The sequence below is a fragment of the Sulfurospirillum diekertiae genome, assembly GCF_002162315.1.
Classification (GTDB): Bacteria; Campylobacterota; Campylobacteria; order Campylobacterales; family Sulfurospirillaceae; genus Sulfurospirillum.
In genome coordinates, this window is record NZ_CP021416.1 from 1,890,778 (window position 1) to 1,913,985 (window position 23,208).

The 23,208-nt window shown below is 39.3% G+C and carries 22 protein-coding genes; 3 read left to right on the plus strand and 19 right to left on the minus strand.

The window, feature by feature from the left end; all coding sequences use genetic code 11:
- The first annotated feature begins 4 nt into the window (after positions 1-4).
- Positions 5-343, plus strand: coding sequence for a P-II family nitrogen regulator (locus tag Sdiek1_RS09605; RefSeq protein WP_087438912.1), 339 nt, complete (start codon positions 5-7; stop codon positions 341-343).
- A gap of 19 nt (positions 344-362) precedes the next feature.
- Here Sdiek1_RS09605 and Sdiek1_RS09610 read toward each other — a convergent pair whose 3' ends face one another.
- The 7 genes from Sdiek1_RS09610 to Sdiek1_RS09640 all read right to left on the minus strand — a co-directional run bounded on the left by Sdiek1_RS09610 (position 363) and on the right by Sdiek1_RS09640 (position 8,695).
- Positions 363-1,130, minus strand: a complete 768-nt coding sequence (locus Sdiek1_RS09610) for a hypothetical protein (RefSeq protein ID WP_238098928.1) — start codon at positions 1,128-1,130, stop codon at positions 363-365.
- Entirely contained in the window at positions 1,082-2,827 is a 1,746-nt protein-coding gene (locus Sdiek1_RS09615) for a molybdopterin-dependent oxidoreductase (protein ID WP_087438914.1), read from the minus strand. Before Sdiek1_RS09615 ends, Sdiek1_RS09610 begins: the two co-directional genes overlap by 49 nt.
- Positions 2,828-2,873: 46 nt before the next feature.
- Complete coding sequence (locus Sdiek1_RS09620; protein WP_087438915.1) at positions 2,874-4,559, minus strand: bifunctional diguanylate cyclase/phosphohydrolase; 1,686 nt, start codon at positions 4,557-4,559, stop codon at positions 2,874-2,876.
- A gap of 125 nt (positions 4,560-4,684) precedes the next feature.
- Complete coding sequence (gene glyS / locus Sdiek1_RS09625) at positions 4,685-6,736, minus strand: glycine--tRNA ligase subunit beta (RefSeq protein WP_087438916.1); 2,052 nt, start codon at positions 6,734-6,736, stop codon at positions 4,685-4,687.
- 87 nt (positions 6,737-6,823) lie between these two features.
- Complete coding sequence (locus Sdiek1_RS09630) at positions 6,824-7,027, minus strand: phosphoribosylaminoimidazole synthetase (protein WP_087438917.1); 204 nt, start codon at positions 7,025-7,027, stop codon at positions 6,824-6,826.
- Between the two features lie 74 nt (positions 7,028-7,101).
- Positions 7,102-8,061 (minus strand): endonuclease/exonuclease/phosphatase family protein, encoded by a 960-nt coding sequence (locus Sdiek1_RS09635; protein ID WP_192866737.1) that lies wholly within the window; start codon positions 8,059-8,061, stop codon positions 7,102-7,104.
- Entirely contained in the window at positions 8,051-8,695 is a 645-nt protein-coding gene (locus Sdiek1_RS09640; RefSeq protein WP_087439877.1) for a carbonic anhydrase, read from the minus strand. Before Sdiek1_RS09640 ends, Sdiek1_RS09635 begins: the two co-directional genes overlap by 11 nt.
- A gap of 119 nt (positions 8,696-8,814) precedes the next feature.
- Between Sdiek1_RS09640 and ppnP the strand changes: the two genes are divergently transcribed.
- Positions 8,815-9,126, plus strand: coding sequence for a pyrimidine/purine nucleoside phosphorylase (ppnP, locus tag Sdiek1_RS09645; RefSeq protein ID WP_087438918.1), 312 nt, complete (start codon positions 8,815-8,817; stop codon positions 9,124-9,126).
- Here ppnP and Sdiek1_RS09650 read toward each other — a convergent pair.
- From Sdiek1_RS09650 to Sdiek1_RS09700, 11 genes are all read right to left on the minus strand, one after another.
- Complete coding sequence (locus Sdiek1_RS09650) at positions 9,092-11,704, minus strand: bifunctional diguanylate cyclase/phosphodiesterase (protein WP_087438919.1); 2,613 nt, start codon at positions 11,702-11,704, stop codon at positions 9,092-9,094. The genes ppnP and Sdiek1_RS09650 overlap by 35 nt on opposite strands.
- 32 nt (positions 11,705-11,736) lie before the next feature.
- Positions 11,737-12,879 (minus strand): BaiN/RdsA family NAD(P)/FAD-dependent oxidoreductase, encoded by a 1,143-nt coding sequence (locus Sdiek1_RS09655; protein WP_087438920.1) that lies wholly within the window; start codon positions 12,877-12,879, stop codon positions 11,737-11,739.
- A gap of 23 nt (positions 12,880-12,902) precedes the next feature.
- Entirely contained in the window at positions 12,903-13,601 is a 699-nt protein-coding gene (locus tag Sdiek1_RS09660) for an SIMPL domain-containing protein (RefSeq protein ID WP_087438921.1), read from the minus strand.
- An 18-nt stretch (positions 13,602-13,619) separates the two neighbouring features.
- Entirely contained in the window at positions 13,620-14,099 is a 480-nt protein-coding gene (locus Sdiek1_RS09665; protein WP_087438922.1) for a tRNA (cytidine(34)-2'-O)-methyltransferase, read from the minus strand.
- A gap of 142 nt (positions 14,100-14,241) precedes the next feature.
- Positions 14,242-15,084, minus strand: a complete 843-nt coding sequence (gene purU, locus Sdiek1_RS09670) for a formyltetrahydrofolate deformylase (protein ID WP_087438923.1) — start codon at positions 15,082-15,084, stop codon at positions 14,242-14,244.
- Entirely contained in the window at positions 15,085-16,206 is a 1,122-nt protein-coding gene (locus tag Sdiek1_RS09675; RefSeq protein ID WP_087438924.1) for a tRNA nucleotidyltransferase/poly(A) polymerase family protein, read from the minus strand.
- Positions 16,203-16,598, minus strand: coding sequence for a CiaD-like domain-containing protein (locus tag Sdiek1_RS09680; protein WP_087438925.1), 396 nt, complete (start codon positions 16,596-16,598; stop codon positions 16,203-16,205). The genes Sdiek1_RS09675 and Sdiek1_RS09680 overlap by 4 nt, the downstream gene beginning before the upstream one ends.
- Entirely contained in the window at positions 16,589-16,837 is a 249-nt protein-coding gene (locus Sdiek1_RS09685; RefSeq protein ID WP_087438926.1) for a tetratricopeptide repeat protein, read from the minus strand. The genes Sdiek1_RS09680 and Sdiek1_RS09685 overlap by 10 nt, the downstream gene beginning before the upstream one ends.
- Positions 16,834-17,907 carry a 3-isopropylmalate dehydrogenase gene (leuB, locus tag Sdiek1_RS09690; protein ID WP_087438927.1) on the minus strand — a complete coding sequence of 358 codons (1,074 nt, stop codon included), beginning with the start codon at positions 17,905-17,907 and terminating at the stop codon, positions 16,834-16,836. The genes Sdiek1_RS09685 and leuB overlap by 4 nt, the downstream gene beginning before the upstream one ends.
- Complete coding sequence (locus Sdiek1_RS09695; protein ID WP_087438928.1) at positions 17,904-18,392, minus strand: 3-isopropylmalate dehydratase small subunit; 489 nt, start codon at positions 18,390-18,392, stop codon at positions 17,904-17,906. The genes leuB and Sdiek1_RS09695 overlap by 4 nt, the downstream gene beginning before the upstream one ends.
- A gap of 192 nt (positions 18,393-18,584) precedes the next feature.
- Positions 18,585-19,373 carry an ABC transporter ATP-binding protein gene (locus Sdiek1_RS09700; RefSeq protein ID WP_087438929.1) on the minus strand — a complete coding sequence of 263 codons (789 nt, stop codon included), beginning with the start codon at positions 19,371-19,373 and terminating at the stop codon, positions 18,585-18,587.
- Positions 19,374-19,533: 160 nt separating this feature from the next.
- On the opposite strand from Sdiek1_RS09700, the gene Sdiek1_RS09705 reads away from it, so the two are divergent.
- Entirely contained in the window at positions 19,534-22,605 is a 3,072-nt protein-coding gene (locus Sdiek1_RS09705; RefSeq protein ID WP_238099304.1) for an efflux RND transporter permease subunit, read from the plus strand.
- On the opposite strand, the gene Sdiek1_RS09710 is transcribed toward Sdiek1_RS09705, so the two are convergent.
- Positions 22,570-23,202: a LysE family translocator gene (locus Sdiek1_RS09710; RefSeq protein ID WP_087438931.1), complete on the minus strand. Its 633-nt coding sequence runs from the start codon at positions 23,200-23,202 to the stop codon at positions 22,570-22,572. The two genes, Sdiek1_RS09705 and Sdiek1_RS09710, sit on opposite strands and share 36 nt — an antisense overlap.
- Positions 23,203-23,208: the final 6 nt, after the last annotated feature.

Here is a 23,208-nt window from a genome sequence, read left to right on the forward strand (position 1 = left end):
TAATATGAAAAAAATCGAATCAATTATCAAACCATTCAAACTTGAAGATGTTAAAGATGCTTTAGCAGAGCTTGATATCACAGGTATGACAGTGAGTGAAGTAAAAGGTTATGGAAGACAACAAGGACACTCAGAGCTTTACAGAGGCGCTGAGTATGTCGTTGACTTCTTACCAAAAATTAAAATTGAAGTCGTTGTTGTTGATGATCTCGTTGACAAAGTCATCGATGTCATCGTTAAAAGTGCACGTACGGGTAAAATCGGTGATGGAAAGATCTTTGTTTCTAACATTGAAAAAAGTGTTCGTATTCGAACCGGTGAGCTTGATAACGAAGCAGTATAATCTTTACTCTGGGCAGAATTTATTCTGCCCAGACCTCTTCATCTTCCTCTTGTAACGCTTTTTCCTCTTTCATCCGATACGTCATCACTAAATTAAAACAGAGCTCACTGAGCATTAAAAGATCCCACATGGAAAGAATGTCCAAAAAGGGCATTCCCTCTTCAAGACTTTCAAAATCAATATTACATGTAAAGATATAAGCATCATTGGGAGCACCTAGCTCTGGGAGATTGAGCGAGTATTGAAACGCAAAATGCATATCCGCTTTGCGCCCCATTCTGCGAATACGTTTGAGCGTTCCATCAAAATCTTTTTCATTGAGGCGAATTTCTGAGTGAATGTTATGCGAAAGTACATTGCGGACAAAAGAGACAATGTCAAAAAAGTTCTCATACTGTTCACCAAAGAGTTTTTGCATAAAAACTTTAAAGGGACTTTCAAATCGTAAGCTCTCTACTGTTGCCATACAAATACCACGAAAAGCATTGAATTCAACAAAATATTCAAAGAGTGAAATTTCTTCTTTTTTAGTTTGTCTGGCATTGAGTAAAAGCTCTTGAATGATTTCCGCATTAAAATAGTAGGCTTTATCATTTTCATACTTTTTCACCACAAACAAACTTCGATCACTTAGGTCTTCCGTTTTGGAAAGCCTGCCTAAAAACTCTCCCATATGCAAAAAATAGAAGTTCTGCTCTACCAGTAAAAGAGCATCATCCAGTAAAATATCCGTGTCGGTCATGTCACTTTTTCCAATCGTACTTTCATCTCTTGATATGTTGCACAATTTCCCTCTTGACTCATTGCATGAGGGGTAAGCCTATTGGCATTTTTTGCCCCACTGTAAAGGAGCAGACAGTCATCTCGAAGTATAGCAGTAGGCATGACAGCATATTCACATGTGCCATAACGGTTGGTAAGTCGCACACGCTCTTCTTGCTCTAAGCCTAAACAAAGAGGAACATAGAGATACTCATCGGTCACAAACTGTGAATTTAGCGATTTATTTTGTTTTGCGGCAATCAAGTAAAAACCTTCTTCATCCTCAAAGTCATCGTCAAATTCGTCCATGAATTCAAATTGCCCACTTTTTGTGTAAAACGTCTTTTCATACGGTAAATCTTCATAGGTTTTAGAGATTAAAAAGCCATCTTTTTCCACGCTATTGGAAGCAATCACTTTTTCAATAATCGTCGCTTCACTTTCCAAAGAGTCATGCCCAAAAGCAGCCAATAACATTTGCGTGAGCGCATACTCACTAATGCCTATGGGGCTCTCGACAATTTTTGGCATACGTCCCACAAAGGGATGCCCATAGCTTAATTTGACGTCGTCTTTTGCCAAAAATGTTTTAGCGGGAATGATCAAATGGGCGCGCGCAGATGTCTCATTTTCATGCAAACCAAAATAAACAATGCATTTCGCTTTATCCAGACCCTCTTCCACTTTAGAAGTACAAGGCATTTGGTTAAGCGGGTTACCCCCTTGAATAAATACCAGATCATACTTCCCAAAATTAGCTATCGGTAGAGGCTCTTTTTTTGCATCAACTTTAAACGGTAAACTGTAACCAAATCCACTGTTGGAAAGATACCCAACCCCACAGCCTACTTTACCAAACAGTCCAAGCATGGCACCTAGTGCATCTATGGCTCTTAAAACACTGTGCCCAAAGCTGTATTTTTGCACTCCAATTCCCACTAAAATAGAAACTTTTTTACCTTTAATAAGATGAAGTAACTCACCTATTTCATCCAAATTCACGTGGGCTTTATCAAGTAGCTTTCGCATCGGAATACCACTGATAAAGTCTAAAAAGTCTTTATAATTTAGTGTTCGCTCATTCAAAAAAGTGCAATCTTCCATCTCTTCCATAGCAACCAATCGGCAGAGTAAAAGTGCTAAATATAGATCGCCCCGTGGTTTAATTTGAATGTGAAGATCAGCATGATGGGAGAGGTCAATTTTGACAGGGTCAATGACAATAAGTGTCTTACCCTTTAAAGAAGGAAGCATATGTGAGTTTGTCACCGTAGGATTTCGTCCCCACAAAATAACAACCTCTGCATCTTTTACATGTAAAGGCGAAAGGCATAAATTAGCACCTCTTCCCTCACAAACACCCGCATCCCCTGCTTCATCACACAGTGAGCCAGAAGCTAGCACTGCACGATGCGAAGCAAAAAATTGTTTGGTAACACCTTGCATAATACCTAAGTTTCCACTCCCTTTAAAAAAGAGTGTACGAGAGGGTTCGTATGTGTTTAATTTCTCTTGAAGAATGGTAAGGGCTTCTTCCATTTTGATACTTTGACCCAAATAGCGTGGCTCTTCAATGCGTTCAAAGGTATGAAAGTGATTAAGGTGGTGGCAGAGATAGCCTTGTGTAATCGGGTGAGCTTTATTGCCTTTGAGCTTAAGCTCTTTGCTCACAGCAATACTACACCCATCAAAACAGTCTAGTGGACACGTAGTAAAATGCATTGAAGCCTCTTTTTAATAGAGTTTGTAGATACAATTATACAGTGTTCTATAAACGAAGTAGTTTATCTTCTAATATTTCCCATGTCAAATGCTCATCAATCTCTAAATCAATATGCTGATACACCATGACAAGTTCGTGTTCAGTCACTAATGCATCAATTTTAGAGTAGTTCATCTGTTGCTCGTTTTCTTTTACATGTAAAACCAAAAAATTATCACTATACGCTCTTACAATGATAGATTCAGGATACAGTTCACCAATCATTTTAGCAATTAAACACAAGAATTCATCACCTTTTTTCCAGCCATATTTTTTATTATATAAGGAAAAATTAGTGCAATTCAGATGATCTACACTTAAAATTTTCAACTGACAATCACCCGCATGGGCAAAAATAAATTTCAGGTAATTAACATTGTAAAAGCTTGTTAATTGATCGCGAAAATAGTAGGAAAAACGCATCTCTTCCAGTAAATCCTTGGGCATTTGCGTGGTATTTTTAGGAAGGTTCACGTTGGCAAAAACCACTTTTGCCACATTCACAATATAAGGGTTAAACTGTTTGCCTTTCTCTTCTTCCAAAATAGCAAAAGCCTCTTGCCTGCTTAAGCTTTTACGATAAGCGCGATTGGTTGTCATTGCATCAAAAGCATCTGCTACCGTAATAATCTGTGAAAAGAAAGGAATTTGGTCGGCTTTTAAGCCATCAGGATACCCCATGCCATCATAACGTTCGTGGTGATGCAACACGACATGGGCAAGCCCTGAAAAAGGTTCACGGGAAAGGAGTTCATAACTTGCTGTTGAATGGCGCTGAATGAGAGAATACTCAATGGACGTTAGTTTATCGGGCTTCAGTAAAATCGCATCAGGAATTTCAATTTTGCCGATGTCATGCAACATTCCCGCTTTATAAATAAAATCAACATCATCGCCACTGTAGTCCATTTCAAGAACAAGCATTTTAGAATACTCTGCAACTCTTTGGCTATGACCTGCCGTGTAACTATCACGTTTTTCCATCATATCGATGAGCGCATACATACTCTCTTCATACATCTTTGTTTTTTCATTCAGGTAATTGCGGCCACGTGCATGGATCCACCAAATGGCAAAAAGACCCAAAAGCCATGTTCCCAAATAAGTGATGATGAGAAAATAATAACTCTGGGGATTTGCATTTTTAAATGTAGGGACTTTCATCTGAATAGTCGTAAACCCTAGCAAATCACCAATGGCAGATTCACTATGCACATGACAAGAAATACACGCATTATTGGCAAACATAGGCTTCACATAGAAAAGGTGTTTGATACCCTTATCTTCATAAAGAGCAAAACTATCATGGTGCTCATTTTTAACATTTTGAAAGGCTTGTTTGAGAGAAGGTTTTAAAGCAGAATGTGTAAAGTCTTTGGAAACAGGTGCAATATCAAATTCCATACTGCTCTGTTTTGCAAGTAAGGCAAGAAGATCTTTGAGTGAAAAATTCGTTCGAAAATTGTAGCGTTCATCATCATTCATCGCTTTCGCTTTTTGCTCATAAACCCAAAAAACAAAGGCAAGAGACTCTTCAGCAACACCTTTAATGCGTTCTAGCGAGTTTTCTTCAATATGCTTTTCTTCATTATAAAACTGATATACCACAAAAACGGTTGTTAAAAGTGTCCAAAAGATGGTTAGTAAGATAGCAAGTTGTTTAAAATAACGAATTCGTTTACTGACAGACATCTATTTTGGCAATCTTTCATTAGTTTTGTAAAAATAATTTTACCAAATTATGCCAAATTTAACCTTAATACTCTATTTTACATAAAAGGAGAAAGCACTTCAACAGTGCTTTCACGGCAACGAAGTTAAATACTAATCTCTTTAATATCCGCAATTGATTTAAAAGCATTATAAACGGATGCAATAAGATTTTGACGATTTGCTCTTATTTTTACATCTTCTGTATTAACCATCACATTGTCAAAGAAGGCATCAATTTGGGGTTTTAGTGCAAAAAGAGCATCAAGATTTTCTTCAAATGAAGCATAGTTTTTAGCAATAACCACTTTGAAAGCAGCGTAAAGTTCTTTTTCATAACTATTGTCAAAGAGTGCTTCATTGACAGGTGTTTCAAGGGAAACGTCCATATTTTTGATAATGTTTGCGACCCGTTTAAACGTTGAAAACATCTCTTTAAAACCATCGTCTTGAACAATACTTGCGAGTGCTTTAATCTTTTGTGAAAGTTTCACAATATCACGTTCACCACTGCTAATGACCGCTGAAATAATTGAAGGGTTGACATCAAAGAATTGGTACATACGTTCCAAGAAAAAGGTCTCTAACACTTCAAAATCAAATGCTTTATACGATGCACTTAATGCTTTGAGATCGCTTTTAATATCAAAGGCAATACCCTGATCTAGTACAATTTTGATGATACCATTCACCGCACGACGAAGCGCATACGGGTCTTTATTGCCTGTTGGAATTTTGTCGATGCTAAAGAGCGCAATGAGGGAATCAAGCTTTGAAGAAAGCGCAACAATCGCGCTAAAAAGTGTACTAGGAAGCGCACTCTCCTCTGAATTGGGAAGATACTGCTCTTTGAGAGACAATGCCAAAAGCTCATCTTCGTGTGCCGCATTCGCATAGTAATACCCCATTAAGCCCTGAAGTTCCGTGAATTCATAAACCATCTCACTTAAAAGATCGCTTTTGCTGTACATCACAGATTTGTCCATCAGTGCTTTCAAGGTTGAAGCATTAAGACGGGCATTTTGAGAAAGAAGGGTTGTTTGATATTTTGAAATAAGGTACGTTGTGATCTCTTTTTCACGAAGCTCTTTATCGAGCAGTGAACCCAAACCATCAAGGTAAGTGATGTCTTTCAATCCTTCGTAACTCAACCCATGTTTAAGGTCATTGTCCAAGAAGAAAAGCGCATCAGAAAGACGTGCGCGAAGCACTTTTTCATTACCTCTTACGATTAAGTCATAATCATCGCTGATCGCATTGGAAACAACAATAAAATGATTGGTGAGTTTACCCTGTTTGAAGACAGGAAAATAACGTTGATTCTCTTTCATGGACGTGATAATCACTTCAGGTGGTAGACGTAAAAATCGTTCTTCAAAACTACCCATCAATGCTTTTGGATGCTCTGTAATCGCTACAACTTCCGCTAAAAGCTCTTCATCAATTTCGATGTGAATACTCTCTTTTTTCTCAATCGCTTTAAAATCATTTAAAATGATCTCTTTACGTTTGGTTGGGTAAAGCACAACACCGCGCTCAGCCAGTCTATCAAAATAATCACCTGCAAACATGTACGCAAAAGGCTCATACGAAATAGTTCTATGTGGATACGAAAAAGGCGTTGATTCTACGCCAAAAAGGGAGAAAGGTACATGCTCATCGCCTAACATACAACCCACCCAGCGAATAGGACGAATAAAATGCTCTTCCAAAAAGCCCCAACGCATGGACTTTCCAAAATTCAGCCCTTTGATAAAACTTTCAATCATCTCTTTAAGAAGGAGCTTTGAGTTTTGACCTGCAATGGTTTTTTTATAGTAAAGCACCTCTTTACCATCTTTCGTCGCACGGGAAACTTCACTAAAATCAACACCACATTTTTTAGCAAATCCAAGTGCAGCAGGTGTTGGTACGCCTTCCTTAAGGGCAACAGAAAGAGGCGCTCCAAAAAACTCTTCTTCACGTTCCTCTTGTTCAGTAGGAAATGCTTCATGCCAAAGCACTAAACGTCTAGGAGTGTAATAAAAGTTAAACTCACAGCCCAGAGCATTTTTTTCTAAAATATCAAGCCAGAGTGTTTCAATATTGGGGAGTTCTTTCAAAAAAGGGATTGCAGGAAGTTCTTCGACGCCTATTTCTATCAAAAGGGGTTTGATCATTGATTGACCTTTACATGTAAATAATTTAGGTCTATTTTAACCTAGTGTTGGTTAAATCGTCCTTTTACATGTAAAGGAGCTTGAGAGTTAACGACTGCTTTTACAGTGTCCTACGAGCTTTGAAAAGAGCCAAATGGAAGGACAAAAATCGGTAATGGCCCATACAAGAATCATTGCGATGACAAATCCAAGCAATATCGTGCCATAAATGGAGCCTGCGCTCATGAGACAACATGCAACAAAGAGCACTATTGCCATCATGAAACGTTGAAGTTTTTCAGCACATATCATATCGAATCCTTTTATGTTAGTTATAAGATGTAACTATAAAAGCACTCGACTTAAAAAGGTGTTATTTTTTTTACCTAATATGAAGATGTATGGAAAATTGCAGTCAAGGGAAAGTGATCCGAAAAGCCTTCACCTTGGTGTACCCCTCTTCCTCTATCGCTTATTTGCCACCGTTTTGGATTATTGTTTTCATCGAGCATATAAGGGCGCACAAAAACGGCAAGTGACGCTTCATTATAATCAATCCCTTTTCCATCACTTAACGTTTTGGGGATAATAATATGGTCCAATGTTGCTTTTTGTTTGCCGTAACTATGCGAATAGCGTTTTTCTACAGGCAGATCATACCAAAGGTTGTACAATGTACTTTTTTTGTCTCCAGCATTAAGAATAGTCACTAAGCCCATACCCCAATCTTTTTGTACTTGATACGGTGAGTTAAAATCTCCTAGAAGAAGATACTCTTTGCCCTCTTCTTTTAGTAGAACATTATGCAATGTCGTTGCATATAAAAGCCTCTCTTCTTCTTTCTCTTTTTGCGCAGGCCAATGGTTGATATAAACATCTAAGCGCTTATTATCGATTTTAAGGGTAATGCGATGAATACCTCGCGCTTGATCTTTAATAAAAATGGATGATGTTTTTTCAATAGGGAAACGTGATAAAAGTGCCGTTTCGATGTTCACGCGTTCTTTTTTGTTGGGATAAAACAGATACGGATACGCTTTATTTCCAAGAGCGGTATTTAACTTTTGAAGAACAGCTTTGTTTTCAACCTCTTCAAGGGCAATAATGTCCGCATCCATGTCGGTAATGACACGAGCAATATTGGCAATCTTGATCTGCAACATTGCCTCATTCCAACCATGTTTAGTGTTGGGTTTGTACTCTTCATACTCACTGCCGTCATTTTGAGCATCGAACAAATTTTCAACATTGTACGTTGCCACTTTAAACTCAAGAGCTGAGAGTAAGAGCGGGATAAAAAGCAGAACCCAACGGATCAATATTTGTGACTTTGCATTAATTTTCACTTCCAATCATGGGTTCAAACTCGCCCGATTCCGTATTAAAATACTCTAAGTCTCCTGTTTCAAGATGGTAGTACCATGAACGAATGAAAAGCTCGCCCGCATGAACACGACGTTCCACATCTGGGTAGGTTAAAAGATTTTTCGATTGGAAAAGCAGTGAAATTTTTTCGGTTAATTCAAGCCTTTTAGCATGGCTGACATCTTTACTCAATTTTTGTGTCACATAATTTTTAGCATCCAATCCTAACTCTAACCACTTTTTAACATGCACCAAATTAATGTCCGTAATGTTGGTATACATCGTTTCAATGGCACCGCAATGGGAGTGTCCACAAATCACGATGTCTGTAACACCCAAAACAGAAACAGCATACTCAATCCCTGCGGCGGTTGCGTGAAAGTCATTATCGGGTGCAAAAGGAGGAACGAAGTTGCCAATGTTTCGAAGCACAAAAAGATCGCCAGGAGATGAGAGTGTAATTAACGAGGGATCCACTCTAGAATCACTACACGCAATAAATAAAACCTTAGGGTTTTGACCATTTTTCACAAGATCCAAAAATTTATTTTCATACTTTTTAAATTTGGTATCTTTAAACTTTTCGTATCCACTAATTAACTCGGCTATTTTCATCATCAAACACACTCCAAAGTTTTTAGATGCAACATTATATAGAAACAGAATGAAAAAGAAATTACAAGCCAAAAGTTATTATAATTATGAGATCTTACTTAACCCAATAAAGGAAAACAATGGAATTTAAAAATGTGACTGTCGTCAAAAAAGCCAATATCTATTTTGATGGTAAAGTCGTTAGTTATACCGTGAAATTTGAAGATGGCACGACCAAAACCCTTGGCTGTATGCAAGTAGGTGACTATACTTTTAACACTGGCGCTGCCGAAGTTATGGAATTTTTAAGTGGTGAATTGAGCGTCGAACTTCCTAACCAAAAAGAGCCTTTGATCATTCACTCTCAAGCAACATTTGAAGTGCCTGCAAACTCAAGTTTTACGTTACATGTAAAATCTATTGCGGATTATTGCTGTTCTTACGCAAAATAATTTCGGGGTGTTTCAATAACGCCTCAAGATCGGTGACATTCAAGGGTTTGCTAAAGTAATACCCTTGAGCTTCATCACATCCATTTTCTTTTAAAAAGTCCAATTGCTCTTTAGTCTCAACACCTTCTGCAATGGTTTTCAAACCTAAACTCTTACCCAAGGCAATAATCGTTTTAACGATTTCACGATCTTCTGGGTCAATACTAATATCGCGAATAAAGGACTGATCAATTTTGAGCTTATAGACTTTAAAGCGCTTCAAATAACTGAGCGATGAATACCCCGTGCCAAAATCATCGATAGAAAGACGAATTCCTTTTGCATTAAGCTCATTCATCGTCGCAATCGCATGAACAGGGTTTTGTGCTGTCACACTCTCTGTCAATTCAATCTCAAAATAGCACGCAGGAAGATTGACCTCATCAATGATTGAACTCACAAGTTTGGAAAGATGCGCATGGTGAAATTGAACAGCGGAGAGATTAACGGCCACACTCATCGCTGGAAATCCAATATCAAGCCACTCTTTCATAGCCTTAGCTGCAGTACGCATCACCCATTCACCAATCAAAAGTATCTGTCCACTCTCTTCGGCAATAGGGATAAATTCGCAAGGTGAAATCATACCAAACTCAGGATGATGCCAACGAAGCAGTGCTTCCACTCCTACAATTTTGCCATCACAAAGTGAAACTTGCGGCTGATAATGCAGACTAAGTTCTCCTCTCACTTGCGCATAACGTAGTGCATTTTCTAAGCTTAAAATGCGAGCGGAACGGCTTTGAATTTCAGAAGTAAAGAAACGATAACTGTTTCTGCCATTTTGTTTTGCTAAATACATTGCTGCGTCAGCACATTTAAAAAGGGTATCAATATCTGTCCCATCATCAGGATAAAGCGCAATACCAATCGAAGCAGTTATAATCAACTCATTATCAGCAATCTTAATCGGCTGTTCAATCGCTTGAAGAAGTCGTTTTGCCATATGCACCGTATCGTCAACGCTTACACCAGGTAATACAACCACAAACTCATCGCCGCCTTGACGTGAAAGGGTATCCACTTGGCGTAAAAGAGTCTTCAAGCGATTCGAAACTTTGACCAACAGTTGATCACCCACAGCATGCCCTAGCGTGTCATTAATATTTTTAAAATGGTCAAAGTCAATAAATAAAACTGCTAACTTTTCATTTTGTTTTTGTGCAATGTTAAGATCATGCTCAAGACGCAAGTGTAATTGAAGTTTATTGGGCAATGAGGTAAGAGGATCAAAATACTCAAGTTTTTGGATTTTTTCTTCATTTTCTTTGCGTATAGAAATATCGCGTGAAATACCAAGTATGCCTATAAGATCACTATTTTGATCATAGATAGGTGTTTTAATTGTCTCAAAAAAGCCATTGTACCCATCGCCTTTAAAACTGAGCTCTTCTTCATTACGAACAGATTGATGCGCATCCATTGCAATAATATCATGTGTTCTAAAAAAATCGGCTTGCTGATAGTCCACAAAATCATAATCACTTTTGCCAATAATATCCTCTTCTTTTGCTCCATATAAACGCTCAAATGCTTTATTACACATAAGATAGATGCCATTAGGATCTTTAAGCCATATAAGGTCAGGAATAGCATTTAAAACAATTTCTAATTGGCGCGCAAGTACATTTTTTTCATCTGTTGTTTGAAGCACTTTGGATTCTAGAGCAACTTTAGCCATCTTTAGATCAATAAATAGTTTTACCATAGAGACTAACATCAATGCGAAAACAAATGCCATGAGTTCTCGTACCATCAAAACAGGTGAATTATTCCATCCTTTTGTTGGAGCCATGCTAATTGTCCATGTATTGTTAGGGACTTCAAAGGTATAAATCACAGGATCAATCAATGAAGAATGGCTTGTGCTAGCAATGATCTGTTTCGTTTTGTTATCGGGGTGCACACGCCATACTTCATAAGAGAGTCCTTCGTGTTCTAAATGTGCACCTTTCACTGTATCAAAAATTTCTGAAATACGTATAACGGCTAGAACAAACCCTAAAAAACCCTCTTTTTTCGTTTCATCTTCAAAAAGCGGTAAACGGCCGACTAAACCAATACCGCCTTGCACAAGCTCCAAAGGACCCGCTAAGGTCAGTTTACCACTGTCTCGTGTTAGAAATGACTCTTTTTTTTGAGTTTCTATTTCAAATAAATTCAGTCCAAGTGCTTTTTCATTACCGTGAAGAGGCGCAACTTGAGCAATGACACCAGCAGGTGCAATAGCAAGCTCAATGACACCAGGGTATTCAGATAAAAGATTTTTCGAAACTCTTTCAAAATTGCGTATAAAAAAATCATCATTTTGGCTTAGCAGTGCTTGAAGTGTGTGGGTTGAGGAGAGAGCATGTTCGAGATTTAATTTAATGTCATAACTGTAGTTTACCGCAGTCGTATAGACTTTAGCACGCTCTTCTTCAGTTTCCAAAGTATCAAAATAATAAATAATAAGCGATAAGAGTGAGAATGCAACTATAAAAATAATGGACAGAACCATTTTAAGGTTGCGAAATGGCATCAAAACTTCTCTATTCACACACACCCTTTTCTATGAAGTGACTTATTGTATCAAATAATTGCTTTGACAAGAAAGGAAGCAGAAGCAAATGCCCATTGAAAATTAAAACCGCCTAATTCTCCTGTTACATCAAGCACTTCACCGATAAAATAGAGATCTTTACAGCGTTGACTCTCAAAGCTATGCGCATCAATTTCATCTGTTTTTACACCGCCTCTCGTCACTTCAGCTTTGGTATAGCCAAAATTTCCAGCAGGTGCAAAGGTGTACGACTTTAAAGAGCAGAGTAATTCTCGCTCGTGAGCCGTCAATTTGGAAAGCACCTTATCTTCCATACCCATAGCATCCAAAAATGCCTTAATCAGACGTCTAGGAAGTCCAAGTGCTGTAATAATCTGCTTTTTACTCTGTTCTTTCAATAAAGCTTCCATACTCTTGACGTGTGGCAAAAAGTCAATCGTGATATTCCCTTTTTTCCAATATAACGAACCACTCAAAACAGCAGGACCACTAATGCCTTTGTGGGCAAACAGAAGATTCTCGCTAAAGCGTTTCCCTTCTACATGTAGGGTGACAGGCAAAGCAATACCACTGAGTTCTTTCATCCAAAATTGCTCTTTTTGAAGCGTTAATCCGACAAGTGCAGGAGAAGGAGTTACAAAGCTATGTCCAAAAGACTCTGCAATTTTGTAGCCAATATCACTCGCACCAATGCTTGCATAACTCAGCCCTCCACTGGCAACGACTACTTTTTTGGCGTGAATTTCACCTTTATCGGTCGTGACACAAAAATGCTCATTTTTCGTTACATGTAAAACCTTAGTGGAAAGATAAAACGTACAATACGAAGTCAAACGTCCAAAAATGGAGACCAACTCTTTAGCACTGTTGGCACAAAAGATTTGTCCATGATCACGTTCTTCTATGCTCAGGTGGTGTTCTTTGACAAATGAAAGCGTAGATGTAGCATCAAAGGAAGAGAGAACGGGCGCAATAAACGCTTGATCTCCCAGATAATTATCAGTTGTTGCAAAACGATTGGTAAGATTGCATTTTCCACCACCAGAGATCAATAATTTTGCCCCTATTTTAGGATTAACATCCACCAAGGCAACATCATGTCCTTGCAAGTGTGAGGCTGCCATCAAAGCGCTTGCTCCCGCTCCGATGAAAAGAATATCGTGAATTTTCAAACTCAAAACTTTACCAAAATCGATTACTTAACTGCACACGTATAATTAACAGTTGCCGATAAAGAGAGGGTTTCATCGTGCATGATAGGCTCTTCGGTAGGAACAGACTCTTCTTTTAAAGAGGCATTTGCTCGAGAGAGCATACTCTTCATCATGACAGGTTGAGGCTCAGTTCCTTCAAAAGTAACCGCACTTATCTCGCAGTGCATCTTCATCTCTTTTGAAAAAAAGGCTGCTTGTTCGCTCGCTGTTTGTAACAAAGAGGCACGCATCGCAAGACGTGTGCTATTGCGAGTTTTCAGGCTCACTTCCCATGTTAGGGCACTTTGATTGATGAGAACACTTGGCGCTTTAACTTTCTGAATTGCCACTAAGAGAGCATTGTAATGATCAATAGACTTAAAATCACACCCAAAAGAGAGCGTTCCACCGTAGCCATTAAAAATCTGCTTTTGATCTTTATAGGTGTAACGAGGAACAAGATAATAACCACCGCCACGACAAAATTCACCTTTAGGGTCAAACTGCTTAACCGAAGCAACAATGACATTAAGATGTTCTTTAATCGCATCAGCACTTTTGTTTTGCTCTTCAAAACCAATCTGGGCACGTAAAACATCAGGCGTTAATGCTTGTGAAACTTGCTCATTGGTTGTGATATTCATGGCTGCACTGGCAAAAAGGGGTAGAAAGCTGAGTAGAAGCATTACGCTTATTTTCATGGTGTCGCCTTTAATAGTTTATGACCAAGAGGTTGATTTAAACGTTTCAAAATTTTGACGAATGGCATCGTATAGAATAATGCCAGCCGAAGTCGCTTGGTTCAAACTTCTGCCGTTTTTGCCCATCGGAATGGTTATGGCATTTTCCCATTTCATTTTCATCAATTCCATCGGAAGCCCTGTGGACTCACCTCCAAAAAAGAGAAAATCTCCTGGTTTAAAAGAGGCTTCAAAATAAGTTTTCTTTGTTTTGGTTGTAGCAAAAAAGAAACGTTCCAATTTGTCTTTGTGTGCTTCTAAAAAATCATCTAAATTTTCCCAAACCGTCACATCCAACAGATGCCAATAATCTAGCCCTGCACGTTTCACACTCTTATCACTGATCTCAAACATGGTCGGCTTAATGATGTGCAATTTACAATCGGCATTAACGCACATTCGACCAATACTCCCCGTATTTTGCGGGATTTGAGGGTGTACTAAAACGATGTTAAACATAAAATAATCTCCTAAATAACAAAAAACTTTCTTCGATCTACTAAAGCGCACAAACCGAATAATTCTGCCTCATCAGAGGCTAGCTTTAGTGCCCCAGTGGCTAACGTAGTATGTCGGGCTTTGCCCAATATACGTGTCAAAATTAAAATATAATTGTTTTGTTATCGTGAACGAAAATACGTTCCTCAAAAACCAAATCAAGGGCATTGGAGAGCACCACTTTTTCCACATTACGACCTGCGCGTTGCATATCACGCCATGTCATTTCATGATTCACACGTACGACATCTTGCGCGATAATTGGACCTTCATCAAGGTTATTGTTGACAAAGTGCGCGGTGGCTCCAATGATCTTAACACCCCTTGCAAATGCCTGTTTATAAGGATTTGCCCCCACAAAAGCTGGTAAAAATGAGTGGTGAATGTTGATCATTCGCTCGTCATAATGCCCTACAAATTCACTGGATAAAATGCGCATATATTTGGCTAGAACAATATAATCTACCGTGTATTGTGCCAACACTTCCAAGACTTTTGTCTCATGTTCGGCTCGGTTCAATCCTTCATGGCTGACACAGTGAAAGGGAATGTTAAATTTATTGCTCAAATCTCTTAAATCTTCGTAGTTCGAAACAATCGCTAAAATGTTTGCATTGAGATCATCACTATCATGCTTTAGTAAAATATCACCCAAACAATGTGTCTCTTTTGTACCCATTAAGATGATGTCTTTTTTGCGTGCTTCTGCTACATAAATCTCCGCATGCGCTGGCAACATCGCTTGAAGCGTTCCTTGAAATTCGTTCATGTTGACTTCGCCACTCAGCTCCGCACGCATAAAAAATTTACCGTTTTCTCTGTCAACATACTCATCATTTTTGATAATGTTCAGCTGATATTTAAATACCACATCCGCAATGCGGTAAATCAACCCCTTCTCATCCGAACAATCAATTTTTAAAATATAATTTTTAGCTGTTTCCATCTATTTACACACCTGTTTTATTTTTTCAATTCGTCTTCGTTTTAATTCATGCCTAATGGCTTCTTTTTCAAATCCATCACGGATCACCTCTTGGACACTGACGTCTCCTGTAAAAATTTCATTCCAAATTCCAAGTTTACATGCTTTTTCTTTAACACCATTTCGGTAATTTCCAAGCCAAAGTTTAAGAGGCAATTCAAGGCTTACATGTAAAAGCATTTCATCGCTGATCTCCCCTTCAAAAAAAGGCTGATACTTGAAGGTTTGCAGATAATGATTGGGTGCATCAAGCATCCTAAACCATTGTAAGGAATCTTGCTTTAAACGATTTGCGACGATATAAACAAAATAGTAAGGACGAAGTGCCTCTTCAAAATTTTGCTTGTATCGTAGCAATTCACGTGCAATTTCAAAAAAGTGATTTTCAACTTTACATGTAAAGCATTTTTCAAAGAGCCGAAGCTCATACATGTAAAAGAGTCCATAGTGCAAAAAGGAAGCGCGAAAGAGCTTTTCAAACTCCCATAAAATACGCGGACGACTCAAATCGCTTAGATCAATATTTCGCATCACTTCCGCACTTTGAGGCTCTACCTTAAAGCCAAGGCGTGCACTAAATTGCATAGCACGAAGCACTCTAAGGCTGTCTTCTCTAAAACTTTTTTCATCTATGATAGAGAGCGTCTTATGCGCAATCGCCTCTTTACCACCCCAGAAATCAAGCAACTGTCCGCTAAAGATATTCAGCATCATCGCATTCACACTAAAATCACGACGCCTTGATGCCTCTTTTTCATCTTGACAGATAGCAACTTCAAAGGCAGTATGTCCAACACCGCTTTTGTGCTCAACACGAGGCAGTGAAAAATCGATATTGCCAAGCTTATAGACAAAAAAACTTTTCCCCACACCCACTGCACCCATGCGTGTCATTAAGCGATCAAATGCCTCGGGGGCAATATCATAGACTTCGATATCTAAATCGTGCAAAGGTTCATCTAAACAGAGGTCACGCACGCTGCCCCCTACCAAATAAGCTCGCTTGGTGTAGGGCTTCAAAAATGCAATAGCATTTTGTATTTGTTGATCAAAATGCGCAGGGAAAACGCAATTTAATTTCATTTTTTCGTGGCTTCCATCTGCTCCAGTTGTTCGTCAATCGTTGCTAAAAGGTACTCTAAAAAATTGAGTGTCAAATCTATTTTGGCTTCTATATTTCGATTATTGGGGGATTGGAACCCTTCAAAAAGTACCAAAATACGCTCTCTAAGGTTCATATAAAACTGTTTTTGGCTCTCATGGCAAGACTCTTCTTCACTCTCCTGAGGCATACCATACGCTTTGATCATGTTGATCTCTTCATTAAGTTCTAACAGTGGCTCTGGTTCAAAAGAACCAATTTCAGGTTCAGGTTCACGTATACGCGGTGGTTGAAGTGTTTGTTGTTGCTCTTCTTTGGGTACTACCTCTTCAAGCTCTTTGAGCGTTGAGAGAATCATATCTTTTAATTCCATAGCTTTACCAACCACCTTTCAAATTCTAAAAATTCCACTTCTGAGTTCATTGTTAAAAAAAATTTCTTCATCTCTTCATCTACACCCAAATACTTTTTGCGAATCCCTGAAAGACGTTTGATAGCAATTTTTGCCTCTTTATTGTCAGGATTTTCACGCAATAACTCTTTGTAAATATCCAAAGCCTCGTTTTTGAGACCTTGGAGTTCGTAGATCGAAGCGAGCGTGAGTGTTTTCATATTTTAGCTACATAATCCGCGATAATAGAGCCAATTTGTGTCGTTGAACACACTTCCTTAGCACCATAATTAGCTAAATCTTTGGTGCGATAGCCATCATGCAATACTTTTTTAATCGCCATTTCAATACGATCTGCCGCTTTTTCTTCACCGAGTGCAAAACGAAGCATCATTGAGGCACTTAAAATGGTGGCAAGAGGATTGGCGATGCCTTGTCCTGCAATGTCTGGAGCAGAGCCGTGAATCGGTTCAAACAGGCCCACTTTCCCCCCCATAGAAGCGGACGGTAACAAGCCAATAGAACCACTAATCATACTGGCCTCATCACTAAGGATGTCTCCAAAGATATTGCCCGTTAAAATCACGTCAAATTGGCGTGGGTTACGAACCAGTTGCATAGCAGCATTGTCTACATACATATGTGTTAAGGTTACTTCAGGGTACTCTTTTGCGATTTCATTCACGGTATCACGCCAAAGTTGACTCACTTCCAAAACATTCGCTTTATCGACAGAGCAGACCTCTTTGCGACGTTTCATCGCTGATTCAAAGGCAACATGCGCGATACGCTCGATCTCAGGCTTAGTGTACACCATCGTGTTGTAGCCTTTAAAGCCATCATTACCACGAGGTTCACCAAAGTAAATACCGCCGATAAGTTCACGAACTACTAAAAGATCAACCCCTTTTAGCACTTCAGGTTTAAGCGTACTGGCATCTAACAATTCATCAAAAATAGCCGTTGGACGAAGATTTGCAAAAAGTCTCAATGATTTACGAAGTTTTAAAAGTCCCGTCTCTGGGCGAAACTCACGTGGCAAAGTGTCCCATTTTTGACCACCAATGGCGCCAAACAAAACAGCATCCGCTTTGAGACAACCTTCAATCGTCTCATCGGGAAGTGGTGTTCCTTTAAAATCATACGCCACGCCACCCATAAGATACTCTTCGTAATGAAGTTCAAAATTTTCATGGGAACAGACACTATCAAGCACTTTAATCGCTTCATCCACAATCTCAGGACCAATACCATCGCCTCTAATCACCGCTATTTTATAAGTTTTTTTCATTTCATTATCTCTTTTTTAGCATAATTCATCAATCCGCCACATCCAATAAGTTCTTGCATAAAAAGGGGGATCGGGGTAAATTTATAGATTTTTGTACCGTTTTTCACTTCACCACTCTCCATAGAAATAACAATAGTATCGCCCTCTTTGATGGTATCAGTTTCTGCCAGTTCAAAAATAGGAAGTCCCGTATTAAATGCATTTCGGTAAAAAATACGTGCAAAACTCTTCGCAACAACCGCACTCACACCCGCAGCTTTAAGGGCTATTGGAGCATGCTCACGACTACTGCCACACCCAAAGTTTTCACCCGCAACGATAATGTCACCCGCTTTGACTTTGTTGACAAACTCTGGATCTGCATCTTCCATAACATGTTTAGCAAGCTCTTTCGGATCAGAAGTGTTCAAATACCTCGCCGCAATAATAAGATCGGTGTCGATGTTATCGCCAAAGTGCCATACTTTTCCGCTAATAGTACCCATGGTTATCCTTAGTGCTCTTGATTTAATAGACTTTCAATACGCTTTTAAAGCAAAGCTTAAAAAAGCTACGTTAACACTGGGTTTTCTTCGGCAGAAAGCCCACGCACCTTAGGTGCTTTAACTTCTTGCAAATTTAGTTTCGTAAGATTTTAATAAAAAATTTTATCTAAAGAGCGTTGTGAAAAAGTTTAATCACCCCACACTTTGAACAAAATAGCGTCCTTTTTCACATTTTACATGTAAAGGTAGATCAAAAATTGCGGAAAGTTGAGCATCGTTTAAAAGTGCTTCTTTTTCTCCTTGCGCAACAATGCAACCTTGTTTGATCAACACCACTTGTGAAATCTCCTCAAAAATTTCCTCTAAGTGATGAGTCACTAATATGATCGTACGTTGTGTTGCAATTTTACGGATCATCTCAATAAAATTCAACTGCGCTTTGATGTCAAGTCCCACCGTTGGCTCATCCAGTATCATCGCCTTTGGTTCATGCACTAAAGAACGCGCTATGATGCACTTCCTTAGCTCCCCTGTGGACATCTCGGAGATATGTTTGTCTCTTAAATGCCGTATTTCCAAAAAGTCCAAAACCTCTTCCACTTTCGTTACATGTAAAGGTGAAAATTCTTGATGCTCGTAAATATGAAAACTGCTGTAAAAGCCTGAGAGAGTAACCTCAAAACCACTCAAATTGGGTGCTCTATCGCTAAATTGGTAGTGCAAATCATTGGTGATGATACCCAAATGCTTTTTAAGCTCCCAAATATCCCACACCTTTTTGCCAAACACCTCTTTGGTGGTCGCTTCGCTGAAACGTGGATAAATATCGTTGGAGAAAAGTTTCAAAAGTGTTGACTTCCCTGAACCATTCGCACCTAAAATAACCGTATGCTGACCCTCTTTAATGCTTAGATTGATGTCATGCAACACATCCTGCTCGTCGTAAGCGACATTGACATGCTCAAAATGAATAATTTCCATAATATAACTCCTAATAATCGAATGATTATAGCGCATCATTATTAAGAATATTTAGTTAAAATGTCACATCTGTAAACACGGTAAAGGTAATGTATCGAGATGTTTTCTAAATTTTTTTATCTTACGACCTAATTTTGCCATCGTTGTTTCACTCATTATTATTATCGCAGGTATTATGGCAATTCGAACACTTCCTGTTCAAGAATACCCCGATGTTGTACCGCCTCAGATCATTGTTTCCACCACTTACGCAGGAGCTGATGCCGCTACACTTGAAAATACGGTAGCCTCTGTATTGGAAGCACAAATCAATGGTGTTGACAACATGCTCTATATGATGTCTACGACCTCACCGAGCGGACTTCTTACCATGAACCTCTATTTTGAGGTGGGAACCGATATGTCCCAAGCCAAGCTGGATGTCAACAACCGTATACGTTTGGCGGAGAGTAAGCTTCCCGATGCTGTTAAACGTCAAGGGGTGGAAGTGGCAGAGCGTTCCAACGATACCTTGCGTATGCTCGCACTGACTTCAGAAAACAATCGTTACGATACTATTTTTATGTCCAACTACGCTATTAACAATCTTTTGGAAGAGTTTAAGCGCATTCCTGGTGTTTCGGAAGCCATTATTGTCGGCAATCAAGAGTATTCCATTCGTGTCTGGCTTGATCCTCAAAAACTCTCTTTTTACAACATTACGACCACAGAAGTGATCAATGCCATTAAAGCCCAAAACGAGCAGTACCCTATGGGACAAATTGGGCAAGAACCGATAGAAAAAAATGTTGCATTTACGTACACAGTCACCTCTACAGGCAGACTTAATACACCAGAAGAATTTGCGCAAATTTTGATTAAATCAAACACCGATGGCTCCTCTTTGAAACTAGGCGATGTTGCAACACTTGAGCTAGGATCTGAGCGTTACTTTTTCAAAGGACTCTTTAACAAACAACCCACGTCTATGATTCGTATTACTCTGACATCTAAAGCCAATGCTCTTGAAGTGTCAGATCTTTTAGATAAAAAAATAGAAGAACTCAAAAAGGAATTCCCTGAAGGGCTCAAAATCGATGCTACGTACGATCCAACACTGTTTGTTCGCGCGTCTATTCATGAGGTTGTTGTCACCTTATTAGAAGCGATTGCATTAGTTATTTTTGTGGTCTATCTCTTTTTAGGCAACATTCGTGCGACCATCATTCCAGTCCTTGCCATCCCTGTTTCCATCATCGGAACCTTTGCTGGCTTTTATGCCACAGGCTTTTCCATCAACCTTCTCACCCTTTTTGGACTGACCTTAGCCATTGGTCTGGTGGTGGATGATGCGATTATTGTCATTGAAAATGTTGAGCGAATTTTGCGTAAAGAAAATCTCAGTGTTAAAGAAGCGACCATTAAAGCGATGCAAGAGATTACTGCACCAGTTATTGCCATCGTTCTTGTCTTAAGTGCCGTCTTTATTCCTGCCGCCTTTATGGGCGGACTCAGTGGTACGATGTCACGGCAATTTGCTATTACCATTGTCATCTCCGTCGCTATTTCTGGGCTTGTTACTCTAACCCTCACCCCTGCTCTTTGCTCGTTGCTTTTGAAAAAAGAGGAAGAAGCACCTTTATGGATTATTCAAAAATTCAACGATCTTTTTGACTATGTCACCCACCATTTTGGAAAAATTGTTCAAAAGGCTATCCGCTTTAGCCTCTTTAATCTTTTATTTTTTGGCATTATGATTTTTGTGATCGTTAAACTTCTAGGTATTATTCCCTCAGGTCTAGTGCCTAAAGAAGATAAAGGAGTCTTTTTTGCCGTCACGACACTTCCTGCGGCTGCCTCTCTTTCACGTACCCATGAAGTCAATATCGCTGTAGGTGATGTGGCACTTCAAAATCCATCTGTCAATAAAGTGGGTGGTTTTTCAGGCTCTGATTTTAGTTCAAAAGCGTATACAACCGAAGCGGGTTACAGTTATGTACGTCTTACCGATTGGGGACAACGTAAAGAGGCAAATCAAAGTGTCGACGCTATTTCAAAAGATCTTATGCAAAAACTCTCTTCCAATAAAGAAGCACGTATTGTTGCCGTTTCTCCTTCTGCCATTAGTGGACTCGGTGTATCGGGTGGTTTTGAGATGTATGTTCAAAATAGAACGGGTGGAAACTACCACCAACTGGAAAGTTATGCCAAAGAGATTGTTGCACGTGCCAGTGAGCGCCAAGAACTTCGTTCGGTTAGAAGCACCTTAAGTTCCAGTACACCGCAATTTCGCATTGAAGTCAACCATTCAAAAGCTAAAGCGTATGGTATTGATATTGCCGATATTTATACCACCATTCAAGCGACTTTTGGCAATATCTATGTGAATGATGTCAATATTTTTGGGCGCAATTACCGTGTCAATGTTCAAGCAAAAGGCGATTTTAGAGAAGATACTAAAAATTACGGCGATATTTTCATCAAAGCCAGCGATGGAAATAACATTGCACTCAGTGATCTTGTGACCTTTAAGCGTGTTCTCAATCCGAACATTACCAAACGTTTCAATATGTTCCCTTCCGCTCAAATATTGGGAGAGACCAATGCAGGTTATTCTTCTGGCGAAGGTATTAAAATCATGGAAGAGATCGCGGCAGAAGTTTTGCCTGAAGGCTACTCTATCGCATGGGGTGGTGCATCGCTGCAAGAGAAAAAACTTTTAGAAACAGGCAATCTCTCATTTGTCTTTGCCATTGTTTTCATTTTCCTTATTTTAGTCGCACTGTATGAGAGCTGGATGATTCCTTGGGCGATTGTGCTAGCGGTTCCTTTTGCGCTTCTAGGAGCAGAGCTGTCTATCTGGCTTCGTGGACTTCAAAATGACATCTACTTCCAAATAGGACTTATCACGCTTGTCGGACTTTCAGCCAAAAATGCGATTTTGATGGTGGAATTTGCATTGCAAAAAATGGAAGAAGGATTTAATTTACTAGACGCAACCATTGAAGGGGCAAAAATTCGTTTTCGCCCCATCATCATGACCTCGTTTGCATTCATCGCAGGAACCTTGCCTCTAGCGCTGAGTTCTGGTGCAGGAGCCAACAGCCGTCATATCATCGGTACAACGGTTGTTGGTGGCATGGTCACACTCACCCTCATTGGCGTCGTTTTTGTGCCACTCTTTTTCTATTTGATTATGAAAGGTAAAGAGAAATTTTTACTTGCGTTCAAGTCCCAAAAGCCCAAGACCTAAACCCACAAAAATCGCGCCGCTGATACGGTTAAACCACGTGGCGCGATTACGCGTACGAAACCAACCCTTCAAACTTCGTGCAAAAAAGGCGTAGCTCATTAGTGTCATAAACGAAAATGCCATAAACGTCAAGGTTAAAATGAAAAACTGGGGTACGATCGGTGCTGTTGGCTCTAAAAAAAGAGGAAACAGGGCTGTAAAAAAGATGATCGGTTTAGGATTCGTGATACAGATCAAAAATCCTTTACGAAAAATAGCGAAATAATGCACGGAACTCTTGACATGATTCAGCTGGACACGCTCAAAAATGTTGTGAAGATTTCGAAACTGCTTGATACCAAGATAGATCAGATACAATGCTCCCATAATTTTAAACGCGGTAAAAAGAATCATCGATGTTTTTAACACGACGCCAAGACCTAGCATCGCCGCACTGGAAAGTACAAAAAGCCCTAAAACATTCCCCAAAGATGAAAAAATAGTTGCTTTAAGATCGTACATCAAAGAATTATTGATCGCTAACAGTACCGCTGGACCAGGACTGACTATCGCTATAAACGCAACGGTGGCATACAAAAGCCATGTGTGAAATTCCATGCTATG

Coding starts and splice junctions, on each gene's coding strand:
- Sdiek1_RS09630 (WP_087438917.1), bottom strand. CDS start 7,027: ATGATATGTGCTGAAAAACTTCAACGTTTCATGATGGCAATAGTGCTC.
- Sdiek1_RS09615 (WP_087438914.1), bottom strand. CDS start 2,827: ATGCATTTTACTACGTGTCCACTAGACTGTTTTGATGGGTGTAGTATT.
- Sdiek1_RS09700 (WP_087438929.1), bottom strand. CDS start 19,373: ATGGAAATTATTCATTTTGAGCATGTCAATGTCGCTTACGACGAGCAG.
- ppnP (WP_087438918.1), top strand. CDS start 8,815: ATGGAATTTAAAAATGTGACTGTCGTCAAAAAAGCCAATATCTATTTT.
- purU (WP_087438923.1), bottom strand. CDS start 15,084: ATGGAAACAGCTAAAAATTATATTTTAAAAATTGATTGTTCGGATGAG.
- leuB (WP_087438927.1), bottom strand. CDS start 17,907: ATGAAAAAAACTTATAAAATAGCGGTGATTAGAGGCGATGGTATTGGT.
- Sdiek1_RS09675 (WP_087438924.1), bottom strand. CDS start 16,206: ATGAAATTAAATTGCGTTTTCCCTGCGCATTTTGATCAACAAATACAA.
- glyS (WP_087438916.1), bottom strand. CDS start 6,736: ATGATCAAACCCCTTTTGATAGAAATAGGCGTCGAAGAACTTCCTGCA.
- Sdiek1_RS09695 (WP_087438928.1), bottom strand. CDS start 18,392: ATGGGTACTATTAGCGGAAAAGTATGGCACTTTGGCGATAACATCGAC.
- Sdiek1_RS09685 (WP_087438926.1), bottom strand. CDS start 16,837: ATGAAAACACTCACGCTCGCTTCGATCTACGAACTCCAAGGTCTCAAA.
- Sdiek1_RS09665 (WP_087438922.1), bottom strand. CDS start 14,099: ATGTTTAACATCGTTTTAGTACACCCTCAAATCCCGCAAAATACGGGG.
- Sdiek1_RS09710 (WP_087438931.1), bottom strand. CDS start 23,202: ATGGAATTTCACACATGGCTTTTGTATGCCACCGTTGCGTTTATAGCG.
- Sdiek1_RS09680 (WP_087438925.1), bottom strand. CDS start 16,598: ATGGAATTAAAAGATATGATTCTCTCAACGCTCAAAGAGCTTGAAGAG.
- Sdiek1_RS09660 (WP_087438921.1), bottom strand. CDS start 13,601: ATGAAAATAAGCGTAATGCTTCTACTCAGCTTTCTACCCCTTTTTGCC.
- Sdiek1_RS09640 (WP_087439877.1), bottom strand. CDS start 8,695: ATGAAAATAGCCGAGTTAATTAGTGGATACGAAAAGTTTAAAGATACC.
- Sdiek1_RS09620 (WP_087438915.1), bottom strand. CDS start 4,559: ATGTCTGTCAGTAAACGAATTCGTTATTTTAAACAACTTGCTATCTTA.
- Sdiek1_RS09605 (WP_087438912.1), top strand. CDS start 5: ATGAAAAAAATCGAATCAATTATCAAACCATTCAAACTTGAAGATGTT.